Raw genomic sequence first — 13,481 nt, 5'->3', positions numbered from 1 at the left:
TGAAAAAACTCGACTTTACCCCCTCTTATCAGCAAGAATTAGAGCCGTCAAAGGGAACCGCGAGATAATCCATAAAAATATGTATCCCCTGCTAATCCTGTTCTGCACGTTTTTTTCGTTACTTCCAACGCCGGTGATGGCTGCTGATGGAGGTATTCACTCTCATACCGATACCTTTATCGGCATCACCTGCGTGTGCATTTTCCTGATCAGTTACCTGTTTGTGCTGGGAGAGGAGTTTTTCCATCTGCGCAAGTCCAAACCGGTGATTGTTGCCGCTGGCCTGATCTGGCTATTAGTCGGTCTTGCATTCACTCTTGACGGCGATAGCGAAACAGCCGCAGCGGCGTTCCGCCATAACCTGCTGGAATATGCGGAACTGTTTTTCTTCCTGCTGGCGGCGATGTCCTTCATCACTACGCTGGAGGAACGACAAGTATTCGCAGCCCTGCGTTCCTGGCTGATCTCCTGCGAACTGACGCTGATGCAGATTTACTGGGCCACGGGTGCGCTGGCATTTTTCCTTTCGCCTATCGCCGATAACCTGTCCACCGCCCTGCTGATGGGTGCAGTAGTGATGGCCGTCGGGCAGCAGAACATTAAGTTCGTTACCGTCGGCTGTATCAACGTGGTGGTAGCCGCCAACGCGGGCGGAGCATTCAGTCCGTTTGGTGATATCACCACGCTGATGGTATGGCAGAAAGGGGTGATCGAATTCAGCGGCTTTTTCAACCTGTTTATCCCCTCTGTCATCAGCTGGGTAGTGCCCGCCTGCCTGATGTCATTTGCTATCGAAAAAGCCAGCCCACCAGCAGAACGACGCAACGAAAAACGTAAAATGAAACCCGGCGCGATGCCCATCCTCGCGCTCTTCCTGCTCACCATTGCGCTGGCGGTCACCAGCCACAGTTTTCTTAATCTGCCCTCAGTGCTGGGGATGATGACCGGATTGGGTATCCTGAAACTCTATGGTTATTATCTCAGCCGGTATGAGACCAATATCCGCGACACCGGCCATATTCACAACCACCATATTGATAATCTGACCGATATGCGGCAGATGAAAGGCGATCATACCGATGTTATCCGCCGCTTTGATATCTTCCAGGTGGTAGAGCGTTCCTCCTGGGATACCCTGATGTTTTTCTATGGCGTGGTACTGTCGGTTGGCGGGTTAGCGACGCTGGGCTATCTTGGACTACTCTCTGATCTGATATACAGCAGCTTAGGACCAACTCTGGCCAACACCCTGATCGGTGTGATATCTGCGCTGATAGATAACATTCCGGTGATGTTTGCCGTCCTGACCATGCAGCCGGAGATGTCGACCAATCAGTGGTTACTGGTGACGCTGACCACCGGAATAGGCGGTTCACTGTTATCCATAGGCTCTGCAGCCGGTATCGCGCTGATGGGACAGGCACAGGGGGTTTATACTTTTTACAACCATCTGAAATGGAGCTGGGCGATCGGGCTGGGATATCTGCTGAGTATCGCCTCGCATCTGTGGCTGAATGGGGTCTGATCGCTGAGTTTAAGCCTTCACTTTAAGCACTTTTTTCAATACAGTTCAGAGGCCAAACGCCTCCATCACCTGGGGCGCCCACTGGGTGATTCTGTCAGCTGTCAACTCACTCTGGCAATCCTCATCCAGTGCCAGACCGACAAAGTAATCCTGACTGGCATTCAGCGCCTTCGATTCCTCAAAGTTGTAGCCATAGATCGGCCAGTAGCCACACATAATGGCCCCCCGACTCACCAGCTTGTCATGCAGCGCACCCATGGCATCGAGAAACCATTCGCCATAGCCGACCTGATCCCCAAGACCAAACAGCGCACATTTAACACCGAAGAGATCAATCTCATCCAGTTCAGCCCAGACATCAGACCAGTCTTCCTGAAGCTCGCCATAATCCCAGGTGGGTATTCCCAGAATCAGATAACGATACTCCGCCAACTGCTCCAGGCCATCGGCGGCCAGCTCATGCAGATCAACCCGATCAAAGCCAATATGAGAGGCTATCAGCTCTGCACAGCTTTCCGTATTACCTGTTGTGGAGCCGTAAAAAAGCCCTATTTCCTTACTCATTGCGTCTCACTTAATTCATCAGACCAGAAGCATTATCGTTTTGGAGCAAACGCATCAAAGGCATCACCTGCCAGTCGCTCAACCGATTCCCGGGCGTCATTCAGTGCTTTGAGATTTCTATCATTGGCGTGTTTCAGTGTTTCTTCAAGCTGAGCCGCATATTCCTGCTGCGATTTGATCAGCTCATCGGCAGAGCTGCAACTCTGCATCTGGCGAGTTTGCGCCACAGTGGCGTCAATACAAGCCTTAGTGCACTCCATCTGCTGCCGGGTAAGCTCTTCCAGCATTTTAGTCTGGATATTCACCAGCTCTTTAAATGGCCCGATGGACTGACTCAGTACTTTAGACATATCTTGAAACATAACAATATCCTTACTCGCCACTCAACTGTGGGTTAGAAAGCCAAATATTACACGTAGATTGATTTGATCCGCCAGTTGAATAGTTTACGATGAACCATCGTCCGGCCACAAACAGGAGACCTCAAAATGCGACTATTGCATACCATGCTCAGGGTTACAGATCTGCAAAAATCAATCTCATTCTATACTGAGATACTGAATATGAAACTGTTACGGCGCAAGGATTTTCCCGACGGCAAGTTCACCCTCGCCTTCCTCGGTTATGGCCCTGAAGCTGAAAATACCGTTCTCGAACTAACCCATAACTGGGAAACCAACAGCTATGATATGGGCAACGCCTATGGCCACATCGCTATCGAAGTGGAAGATGTGTTCGCTGCCTGTGAAAAAATTAAATCATTAGGCGGACAGGTCGTCAGAGAACCCGGCCCAATGATGCATGGCTCAACTATTCTGGCGTTTGCCCGCGATCCTGATGGTTATATGATCGAACTGCTGGGAAACTAAGCCCACCGTAATGAAGTCTGCCGGGGAGCAAGCACACAGATGACCCGGCAACACAACCCCTTCTCTTATGCATCAAAGTCATGATTTTTCAACCCATATAATGTAGAATGCGCCAACATTAGATATTGCTAATTAAGCATTTGACTGATCTGCGCCAACAGTGCCTGCCAAAAAGATCCGTATTGTCCCTATCAACTTCGGAAAGCAGGCCGGTATAATGGGCGCCAAATTTTTTATCTTTAACCATACGGGCGTAACTCGATGAGTAAGAAACTACTACTGGCCATCACAGGGCTACTACTGACTCTCAACACAGCCTCTGCATATGCCGCCAGTCTGGCAAAGGGTCTGAAAGCCTTTGAAGCTAAAGACTACAGCACTGCCATGACTGAACTGAAGCCACTGCTTGGCGAAAACAATCTGGATGCCATGAACCTGATTGGCCAGATGTACGAATTCGGTCTGGGCGTTGAAGTGGACGAACAGCAAGCACTAAAACTGTATAATCGTTGTAGCGCACAGGGCAATCTGGACTGCGTCAACAGTCTGCGAGCTTATAAGAACAAAGGTTATAAGGTTGAACTGAAAACCGTTGAGCCTGCAGCTGATGCAGGTGATCCAATCGCACAAAACCGTCTCGGTGAAATGTATGAGTTTGGTTATGGTGTCAGCCGTGATGCTACTAAGGCGATCAATTGGTACAGACTGGCTGCCGATCAGGGCCTGGTTATTGCACAACACAACCTGGGACGGGCGTATAACTTCGGTACCGGTGTAGAGCAGAATTTCGCTCTGGCTGAAGAGTGGTATCGCAAAGCGGCCGAGCAGGGCCATATGGATGCGATGTTCTTCCTCGGTGCACTGTACTCTAATGACCATGGTGAAGAGAGTGACAAGCAGACCAACATCATCGCTTATGCCTGGTTACAAAACGCACTGGAACTGGGTAACCGAACCGCCACAGCAATTCAGTCCCGTATTCAGATGAAACTCTCTGATACTGAACTGGCAGAAGCAAAAGCGCTGGCAGCCGAGTACAAGAACCAGTTTGTAACGCCGTTCAAGTAAGCGCACACTCATCCAGAAAACCGGACCCTCGTGTCCGGTTTTTTTATACCTTTGGCGGTAACAACAGCGCTTATTTTGGTGGTATAGTCTGCGCAGTTTATAGGGTTGTGCCCCTAGCGCGTCAGCACATACCGGCACAACCAGTCGTGACCATCAGCAAGAGACAGTAAGAACCAAGATGAGCATACCTTTCCCGGAACTTGAAGGTGAACTGCGTCAGCCCAGTCTGATGCGCCGTTTTGCAGCGATGATCTATGACGGCTTTCTGGTTGTCGCCATCTGGATGTGTACCGGCTTCGCCGCCGTGGGACTCAATAATGGCGAAGCGGTCAGCGGCCCACTGCTTCAGACCGCCCTGTTTCTGCTGACCTTCGCGTTTTTCGCGTTTTTCTGGGTGCGCCTGGGTCAGACCCTGGGGATGCAAGCCTGGAAACTCCGGGTGCAGACGCTGGATGGTAAGCACATCAGCCTGCGCCAGGCACTGATTCGCTTCATGACCGCAATCGTCTCACTCGCCTGCTTCGGCCTGGGCTTTTTCTGGATGTTATTCTCCGCCAACAAAGCCACCTGGCATGACAGTTTCTCAGATACGCAGATCGTTCTACTTCCCAAAAATTGAAGCAAGAACGCTTTTCGATGCTAAATATAAAGTTGCTAGAACGTCGCTGCGCGACTCGCTAGACGCTCCTTCGTCGCTTGCCAGGAGCTAGAAAAAGCTAAAAACCACTCCGTGCTATTGCTATCTTTACTGCTTTTTCTAGCAAGCGCAGCGTTCTAACCACTAGCAAGTCACGCAGTGACGTCTGGCCTCTCTCGTGCTTTTTGCAAGGTCTCTCTCTGTAGGAGCGACTTCCAGCCGCGAATGAAAAGACTCCGAAATAGAATAGTTGCCAGAACGGAAGCTTCGCTTCCTGCTAGTAGTTAGACGCAACTGCGTTGCTTGCTAGAAAAAGCAAAGATTAAGAGCAATAGCACGGAGTGGCTTTGATCTTTTTCTAGCAAGCGCAGCGTTCTAACCACTAGCAAGTCACGCAGTGACGTCTAGCCACTCTCGCGCTTTTTGCGATCTATCCCGCCCGCTTAATCAACCATCCGCCTAACGCCATGCAGATCATGATCGGCACCAGTGCGGCCCACACCGGGTCGATGCTGTAGAGGCTGCTCATCGGTGCGAGGATATCCTGGCTGATCTTAAACACCATCCCCACCACCACGCCGGTAATGATGCGTTGTCCGGAAGAGACGCTGCGCAATGAGCCAAAAATAAAGGAAACCGCCACCAGCACCAGGCCGATAATCGCCAGAGGTTGAAACGCTTTATGCCAGAAGCTCTGCATATAGCGGTCGTTATCCAGCTCCTGCTCGGCCAGATAACGGCTGTATTGATACAACTCGCTGGTCGACATCTCTTTCGGTTTCACCAGCAACACTTTAAGCCGCTGAGGATTCAATTCTATGTTCCACTCCTGGGAATCATAGTGGGTTGTCTGTGTGCGGTTGTCGATAAAACGGGTTTCAACCACATCTTTCAACACCCAGACACCGTTCACGTAATGGCCGGTTTTGCCATAGCTGCTGTATAAGAGACTGCTGTCAGGCGCCAGTCCAAAGCGGGTGACGCCCTGGATATCACCTGCCGGTGTGACCACGTTAATATGGACATATTCACCATTTTCCCGGTGCCAGACACCGGTGCGGGCGGAGATTGTGCCCCGATTAAGATGCTGCGCACGAATACTCTCAGACAGTGCGCCGGCATAGGGCGCAATATACTCACCGAGAAACAGAGCCATCACCGCCAGCATGATAATGGGCTTTAACACCATCCTCACCATCCGCCAGACCGACACACCCGCAGCCCGCATCACCGTCAGTTCACTGCCGTTGGCCAGTCCACCCAGGCCCAACAAACAGCCCACCAGACAGCCCAGCGGCAGGTATTCATAGAACGCAGCAGGCATATTCAGAGCGGAATACCCCAGCATAATCAGCAGGGTATAGCCTTCATTCAGTTCAGACATTTCGTCGATCACCTGAAACAGAAAGTCCAGCCCGACAACAATCAGCATCACCGCCATAATACTGAGCAAAACCTGCTTACCGACATAGCGGTCCAACTTAAGCAGCATGATCAACCCTCCGCCGGCTTAGCAGTTTTTTCCATCTGCCATCGACGTTTAACAACCCCATCGCCAGGCCGAAAAACAGCAGATGCACCAGCCACAGCAGAATCACCTCACCACCGTCACGCTCTATATATTTACGCACATTGGTCAACAACATCAGATAAACCATATACAGCAGAATCGAAGGAATCAGCTTGGCATAGCGTCCCTGACGTGGATTGGTCCGGCTTAGCGGCACCGCCAGCAACGCCACAATCAGCGTCAGCATCGGCAGTGACAAACGCCAGTGCAACTGGGCTTTTTCAGCTGCATTACCATCGATCAGTTTCAGGCTGGGCAGAGAATAGAGCTCATTCACCTGCTGTATCGGTTGTTGGTCCGGCAGACGAATACCGTACTCCTCAAAGGCAATCTGGCGATAATCCGCTTCACCGGGGTTACCCTCATAGCGATAACCATTATCCAGCACCAGATAACGTATACCGGTGTCCGGATTGGTATAGCTGCGACCTTTTTCAGCCACCACCATCACCGCCTGTTCACGGCCATCCAGTTTGACTTTTTCGGAGATAAACACGCCACTCATGGTGCCGCTGGTTTTATCGAGGTTTTCAATATAGGTGACCCGGTTACCCCGGGGCATGGTCTGAAAGCGCCCCTCGGTGATCACATCAAACTCACCCACATTACGCTGTTTCTGCAACATAATTTCGGTCTGATTAGCCCCTACCGGCGACAGGTACAGGCTCATCAGCCCGACCAGCAACGCGGTCACCACAGCAGGCCCGAGGGTGTACATGGTCAGGCGACGCTGACTCATACCCGTGGCCTGCAACACCACCATCTCACTTTCCAGATACAGACGACCGTAAGCCAGCAAAATGCCCAGAAACAGCCCCAGCGGCAAAATCAGCTCAAGAAAACCGGGCATGCGGAACAGAAGGTAGTAGAATACCGCTTCCATCGGAATTTCACCGGCGGCTGCAATACTCAGATAACTGATAAAACGGCCACTCATAATGATCAACAGCAGTACCAGAGTGACTGCGGCCATGCTGATCAACACCTCTTTGGCCAGGTAGCGAAAGATAATCAAACTGCCATATCCTGTGTAATTGCAGATAAAGAATTCTCTCTGATACCGAAAACAGGGTTTTGTTTCTGCGGCATTAGGATAAAATCCGGGTATCAATTTAAAAACCGGCCCAACAGATACAGGTTGAGCAGGTGCGTCATTATCTTATAAACCAAGCACGATGTCTTGTGTGGAGAAAGCATGGAATTTGAAATCGTTACCGGTTCAGTAGAATCCCTTGAAACTGACTGTTTAATCGTCGGCATCGCCCCTGATGGCGAACTTGCCCCCTCTGCAAAACTAATCGATCAGGCATCGGCGGGTTATCTGCAAGAGGTGCTGGGTGATCATCAGGGAAAAACAGCTGAATCCCTGCTACTACATAAGGTTCCGGGCGTCAGCGCCAGCCGCGTGCTATTGATCGGTCTGGGCAAAAAAGAGGAACGCAACGACCGCAATCAGGTAAAAATCATCAAGAGCATCATGAGCAATCTGAAAGCGATCCGCTGCAAGACCGCCGTGATTGCGCTGGATGGACTGGAAAGTGCTGATCAGGACCTTTATCGTCAGCTGCGCCACAACACCGAATGGGCCAGCGCCGAGCTGTATCAGTACGATGCGACCAAAAGCAAAAAAGCCGATCCAATCAGCCTTGAAAGCATCGGCTTTCTGCTGAGCCATGATGATGCTGAGCTGGGTGAGTTTTCTATCAGCGACGGTTCGGCTATCGCCAACGGTATCGATACCGCCCGCGAACTGGGCAACCTGCCGGGCAATATCTGCACCCCCTCCTACCTGGCCGAAAAAGCGCTGGCGCTGGCAGAAGAGTGCGAAGAGCTGACCACCACCATCCTCGACGAAGACGAGATGGCACAACTGGGCATGCACTCGTTGCTGTCAGTGGGTAAAGGCAGCTCCGAAGCCTCTAAGCTGATCGTTATGGAATACAGCGGTGGCGAATCAGACCAGCAGCCCCACGTTCTGGTCGGTAAAGGGATCACCTTCGACACCGGCGGCATCAGCCTTAAGCCGGGTCTGAAGATGGACGAGATGAAGTTTGATATGTGCGGTGCCGCCAGTGTCATGGGCACCATGGAAGCACTGACGCAACTGGGTCTGGATCTGAACGTTGTCGCCATTATCGCCGCTGCGGAAAACATGCCTTCCGGTAACGCCTCCAAGCCCGGTGACATTGTCACCACTATGTCTGGTCAGACCGTTGAGATCCTCAATACAGACGCTGAAGGCCGTTTGGTGCTGTGTGATGCCCTGACCTATGCTGAGCGTTTTGACCCGGCCACCGTCGTCGATGTTGCCACTCTGACCGGTGCTTGTATCGTCGCACTGGGCAACCATGCAACCGGTCTGCTATCCAACGATGACCTGCTGGCTGACGACCTGATGGCCGCCGGTGAATTTGCCGCTGACAAAGTATGGCGTCTGCCACTGTGGGACGAATATCAGGAGCTGCTGGACAGCAACTTTGCCGATATCGCCAACATCGGCGGACCGGCCGCAGGCACCATCACTGCCGCCTGCTTCCTGTCCCGTTTCACCAAGAAATACCGCTGGGCACACCTGGATATCGCTGGCGTCGCCTGGAACAGCAACGGCAAAGCGAAAGGCGCAACCGGACGCTGCGTACCGCTGTTGTGTCAACATCTGATTGCACAGGTGGATGACCTGACCGACGACGAGTAAATCAGGATCTTAACGAGCCAGGGCAGTGTTATAAATACTGTTAAAACACTCACCTACAACCGGTAGGCGGCGTTTTCCCAAGTATTTATGCCTTGCCCTGGCAGTTTATTTTCCTGATCTAAGGTAGCGAGTAACCCACATGCCGCAAGCTGATTTCTATGTTCTTCCTGACGCCGACCCGGAAAGCCGCACCGCCTTCCTCTGTCGACTGGCGGACAAGGTGCTGGGCCACGGCCTCAACGCCTATATCCACGTCGCCGGGGCCAGCGAAGCCGAACGGCTGGATCAGCTATTGTGGGATTATCGCGCCGACGCCTTCATCCCCCACGGCCTGCTCAACAGCAAACCCGACGCCCCGGTGCAGATCGGCTGGGGTGATCAACTGCCGCAACACCGGGATGTCTTCATCAATCTGGCCCTGGATGCCTCAGCGGAAACCCTCAAGTTCGACCGCATTCTGGAGATCGTTATCCAGCAACCGGATATCCTCACCGCCACCCGCAAAAACTACGCCCTCTATAAAGACAACGGCATCACCCCAAAGATGCATGATATGCGTAAGAGCAGTCGCTAGACGTCACTGCGTGACTTGTTAGACGCTCCTTCGTCGCTTGCTAGTCGCTAGAAAAAGATAAAACCCACACTCAGCCAAACCATCAGAAGCTTTTGATCTTAGCTTTTCATAGCAAGCGACGCAGTCGCGTCTAACCACTAGCAGGAAACGAAGTTTCCGTTCTAGCCACTCTCGAGTTTTTTTTGCGAGTACCTAACCACTAGCAAGTGCGAAGCACGTCTAGCTTCTGCGCGTCATAACGTAGTTTGCCAGCAGCTAGAAAATGCAACAGCGCTCAGGGCTCCGTTGATTTAATCAGTGTGGCCAGCATTTTCTGAATCTCATCCAGCTCCTTTCTCCAGTCACAGCCTCGCTCCGTATGGATGTAACCAATTCGCTGACCGATATAAACCTGGGTTTTCAGCTCAGCGAGCGAACCCTTGGCATAGTAGAGAAATTGCCGTTTCTCCTTTAGTGATCCCCGCTCAAACCCCTCAGCGATATTACTGGGTATCGACAAACTACTGCGGGTTATCTGATCCCTGAAACCAAAATCCCGGCAGCGGGAAAGAACGGTATACACCTCACAACTCAATCGACAAGCACGCTTCCATACATCCAGGTCTTCATAACTCATAACAAAATCCTTTTCGTCGTTTCTGAAAATTAGTCTAGTTCAAAAAAAACGCAGTTCACAATGGGAATCCCATTCGGGAATAAGTTGCTAGAACGGAAACTTCGTTTCCTGCTAGACGCTAGAACGCTGCGCTTGCTAGAAAAAGATAAAACCCACACCCGGCCAATTCACCAGAAGCTTTTAATCTTAGCTCTTCCTAGCAAGCGACGCAGTCGCGTCTAACCACTAGCAGGAAACGAAGTTTCCGTTCTAGCCACTCTCGCGTTTTTTGCGAGTACCTAACCCCTAGCAAGTGCGAAGCACGTCTAGCTACTTAAGCCCCCCGGCGCTATAATATGCGACTATTTTTCTGCCCTAATTCAAGCGTTGAGAGCACGGTTATTTAATGGATACCACTTACCAGCCACACGAGATCGAGAAATCCTGGTACAAAATCTGGGAAGAGAAAGGTTACTTTGCCCCCTCCGGTGAAGGCGAGGCCTACAGCATTATGATCCCGCCGCCGAATGTCACCGGCAGTCTGCACATGGGTCATGCTTTCCAGCATACGATTATGGATGCGCTGATCCGTTATCAGCGGATGAAGGGTAAAAACACTCTGTGGCAGGTCGGTACCGACCACGCCGGTATCGCCACCCAGATGGTGGTTGAGCGTAAACTCGCCGCCGAAGAGCAGAAAACCCGTCATGATCTCGGCCGTGATGCCTTTATCGAGAAGATCTGGGAGTGGAAAGGTGAATCCGGTGGCATGATCACCAACCAGATGCGCCGCCTGGGCGATTCGGTTGACTGGCCAAGCGAGCGTTTCACCATGGATTCCGGCTTCTACAACGCCGTGCAGGAAGTGTTTATCCGTCTGTATGACGAAGGCCTGATCTACCGTGGCAAACGTCTGGTCAACTGGGACCCGAAACTGCACACCGCGATCTCCGATCTGGAAGTGGAAAACCGCGATATCAAAGGCAAGATGTGGTATCTGCGCTACCCGCTGGCGGACGGTGTAAAAACCGCTGCCGGTGAAGACTTTCTGGTGGTCGGTACCACCCGTCCGGAAACCCTGCTGGGTGATACCGGCGTCGCCGTGAACGCCGAAGATGACCGTTACAAAGATCTGATCGGCAAAGCGGTTATCCTGCCGCTGGTTGGCCGGCGCATCCCGATTGTGGCCGATGAACACGCCGACATGGAAAAAGGCTCCGGTTGTGTGAAGATTACTCCGGCCCACGACTTCAACGATAATGAAGTCGGCAAACGCTGCAAGCTGCCGATGATCAACATCCTCACCCTCAACGGTGATATCCGTGACGAGGCAGAAACCTTCAACACCGATGGCAGCGAAAACCACGATCTCGACAAAACCCTGCCGGAAAAATACCGCGGCATGGAGCGCTTCGCCGCCCGTAAGGCGATTGTTGCCGACATGGAAGCCGCCGGTCTGCTGGTGAAGATCGAAGAAAACGATATGACCATCCCCTACGGTGACCGTGGCGGCGTGGTGATCGAGCCGATGCTTACCGACCAATGGTTTGCCGATGCCAAAACCCTCTCCGGCCCGGCCGTTGAAGCGGTTAAGAACGGTGATATCAAGTTCGTGCCGAAGCAGTACGAAAACATGTTCTTCGCCTGGATGCGCGACATTCAGGACTGGTGTATCTCCCGTCAGCTGTGGTGGGGCCACCGGATTCCGGCATTCTACGACAACGAAGGCAATGTCTACGTCGCCAAAGATGCCGACGCTGCGCGGGAAAAATATGGTCTGGATCTGCAAACCGAGCTGCGTCAGGACGATGACGTACTCGATACCTGGTTCAGCTCCGGTCTGTGGACCTTCGGCACCCTGGGCTGGCCGGAAAACACTCAGCGTCTGCAAACGTTCCACCCGACCGATGTGCTGGTCACCGGCTTCGATATCATCTTCTTCTGGGTTGCGCGGATGATGATGATGACCATGCATCTGATCAAAGATGAGAACGACAAGCCGCAGGTACCGTTCAAAACCGTCTACGTCACCGGCCTGATCCGTGATGAAAACGGCGACAAGATGTCCAAGTCCAAGGGTAATGTGCTCGATCCGCTGGATATGATCGACGGTATCAGCCTGCCTGAGTTGCTGGAAAAACGTACCGGCAACATGATGCAGCCACAACTGGCGGAAAAGATCGCCGCGCGTACCGAAAAGCAGTTCCCGGAAGGGATTGCCGCCCACGGTACCGACGCCCTGCGCTTCACTCTGGCGGCGCTGGCCTCCACCGGCCGTGACATCAACTGGGATGTGAAACGTCTGGAAGGTTACCGTAACTTCTGCAACAAGATCTGGAACGCTGCCCGTTATGTGCAGATGAACACCGAAGGCGAAGACTGCGGCCAGCTCTCCGCTGAGAGCGAAGTTGAACTATCGCTGGCCGACCGCTGGATCGCCAGTGAACTGCAGAAAGTCGAAGCTGAAGTGACTAAGCATCTGGACGAATACCGTTTCGATCTGGCCTCGCAGGCGCTGTATGACTTCATCTGGAACGAATACTGTGGCTGGTATCTGGAACTGTCCAAACCGGTATTGTGGGACGAAAACGCCTCCGCAGCCGCCAAGCGCGGCACCCGCCGTACCCTGGTACGCGCTCTGGAAGTGATTCTGCGACTGACCCACCCGATCATGCCGTACATCACCGAAGAGATCTGGCAGTCGATTAAAGGCCTGGCCGGAGTCGAAGGTGACACCATCATGCTGCAACCCTACCCGGTTGCCAATGAATCCCGCCATGATGCCGCCGCTGAAGCCGATATTAACTGGCTGAAAGGTGTCATCACCGGAGTACGAAATATCCGTGGTGAGATGGGTATCTCACCCGCCAAAGGTCTGGATATCCTCATCAAAAACGGCAGCGCCGACGATAAAGCCCGTCTCGAAGCCAACAAAGCGTTCCTCGCTAAACTCGCTTCACTGGCTTCCGTCACCTGGCTCAACCCGGGCGATGAAGAGCCGATGTCCGCGGTACAGCTGGTTGGCGATATGCAGGTTCTGGTACCGATGGCCGGCCTGATCGACAAAGACGCCGAACTGGCCCGCCTGAAGAAAGAGATGGATAAGCTGGAGAAAGAAGCCGGACGTCTGGCAGGCAAACTGAACAACGACAAATTTGTCGCTAATGCGCCTGAGGCGGTTGTTGCTAAAGAGCGCGAGAAGCTGGCGGAATATAAGGCGTCTCTTGCTCAATTGAGTGAGCAGTACTCGAAGATCGAGGCGCTTTAGCAACAGTGGCTAGAACGTCGCTTCGCGACTCGCTAGACGGTAAGCGGTCAGTTAACAGCATCTTGCAATGTCACATTCCAGGGTAGCAGTGCCTCGATGTGATCGATGTTTTTCGC

12 protein-coding genes are annotated in these 13,481 nt (G+C 52.5%); 7 read left to right on the top strand and 5 right to left on the bottom strand.

The genetic code is table 11. The features are described 5' to 3' along the window. The first annotated feature begins 136 nt into the window (after positions 1–136). Complete coding sequence (nhaD, locus tag Q0499_RS23000; protein WP_299205213.1) at positions 137–1,525, top strand: sodium:proton antiporter NhaD; 1,389 nt, start codon at positions 137–139, stop codon at positions 1,523–1,525. A gap of 45 nt (positions 1,526–1,570) precedes the next feature. On the opposite strand, the gene fldB is transcribed toward nhaD, so the two are convergent. Both fldB and Q0499_RS22990 read right to left on the bottom strand, forming a co-directional pair. After that, positions 1,571–2,089, bottom strand: coding sequence for a flavodoxin FldB (gene fldB / locus Q0499_RS22995; protein WP_299205210.1), 519 nt, complete (start codon positions 2,087–2,089; stop codon positions 1,571–1,573). Positions 2,090–2,121: 32 nt separating this feature from the next. Further along, positions 2,122–2,451, bottom strand: coding sequence for a phasin family protein (locus tag Q0499_RS22990; RefSeq protein ID WP_299205207.1), 330 nt, complete (start codon positions 2,449–2,451; stop codon positions 2,122–2,124). Positions 2,452–2,577: 126 nt separating this feature from the next. Here Q0499_RS22990 and gloA point away from each other — a divergent pair, with 126 nt between their 5' ends. From gloA to Q0499_RS22975, 3 genes are all read left to right on the top strand, one after another. Then, positions 2,578–2,958: a lactoylglutathione lyase gene (gene gloA, locus Q0499_RS22985; protein ID WP_299205203.1), complete on the top strand. Its 381-nt coding sequence runs from the start codon at positions 2,578–2,580 to the stop codon at positions 2,956–2,958. A gap of 261 nt (positions 2,959–3,219) precedes the next feature. Beyond that, positions 3,220–4,026 (top strand): tetratricopeptide repeat protein, encoded by an 807-nt coding sequence (locus tag Q0499_RS22980; RefSeq protein ID WP_299205200.1) that lies wholly within the window; start codon positions 3,220–3,222, stop codon positions 4,024–4,026. A gap of 178 nt (positions 4,027–4,204) precedes the next feature. Then, positions 4,205–4,645 (top strand): RDD family protein, encoded by a 441-nt coding sequence (locus tag Q0499_RS22975; protein ID WP_299205197.1) that lies wholly within the window; start codon positions 4,205–4,207, stop codon positions 4,643–4,645. A 448-nt stretch (positions 4,646–5,093) separates the two neighbouring features. On the opposite strand, the gene lptG is transcribed toward Q0499_RS22975, so the two are convergent. Then, positions 5,094–6,155, bottom strand: a complete 1,062-nt coding sequence (lptG, locus tag Q0499_RS22970; RefSeq protein ID WP_299205194.1) for an LPS export ABC transporter permease LptG — start codon at positions 6,153–6,155, stop codon at positions 5,094–5,096. Continuing rightward, positions 6,145–7,248 (bottom strand): LPS export ABC transporter permease LptF, encoded by a 1,104-nt coding sequence (gene lptF, locus Q0499_RS22965; RefSeq protein ID WP_299205191.1) that lies wholly within the window; start codon positions 7,246–7,248, stop codon positions 6,145–6,147. The genes lptG and lptF overlap by 11 nt, the downstream gene beginning before the upstream one ends. Positions 7,249–7,428: 180 nt before the next feature. On the opposite strand from lptF, the gene Q0499_RS22960 reads away from it, so the two are divergent. Both Q0499_RS22960 and Q0499_RS22955 read left to right on the top strand, forming a co-directional pair. Then, complete coding sequence (locus Q0499_RS22960) at positions 7,429–8,928, top strand: leucyl aminopeptidase (RefSeq protein ID WP_299205188.1); 1,500 nt, start codon at positions 7,429–7,431, stop codon at positions 8,926–8,928. Between the two features lie 139 nt (positions 8,929–9,067). After that, complete coding sequence (locus Q0499_RS22955; protein WP_299205185.1) at positions 9,068–9,502, top strand: DNA polymerase III subunit chi; 435 nt, start codon at positions 9,068–9,070, stop codon at positions 9,500–9,502. A gap of 274 nt (positions 9,503–9,776) precedes the next feature. On the opposite strand, the gene Q0499_RS22950 is transcribed toward Q0499_RS22955, so the two are convergent. Further along, a complete protein-coding gene (locus Q0499_RS22950; protein ID WP_091361187.1) occupies positions 9,777–10,118 on the bottom strand; it encodes a four helix bundle protein in 342 nt (113 codons plus the stop codon). Positions 10,119–10,503: 385 nt separating this feature from the next. On the opposite strand from Q0499_RS22950, the gene Q0499_RS22945 reads away from it, so the two are divergent. Next, positions 10,504–13,365, top strand: coding sequence for a valine--tRNA ligase (locus Q0499_RS22945; protein WP_299205179.1), 2,862 nt, complete (start codon positions 10,504–10,506; stop codon positions 13,363–13,365). Positions 13,366–13,481 lie beyond the last annotated feature (116 nt).

It is taken from the genome of uncultured Amphritea sp., assembly GCF_937127095.1.
In the GTDB taxonomy this organism is placed as follows: domain Bacteria; phylum Pseudomonadota; class Gammaproteobacteria; order Pseudomonadales; family Balneatricaceae; genus Amphritea.
Note: the sequence above shows the minus strand (reverse complement) of the source record. Positions and strands in the feature narration are given on the sequence as shown.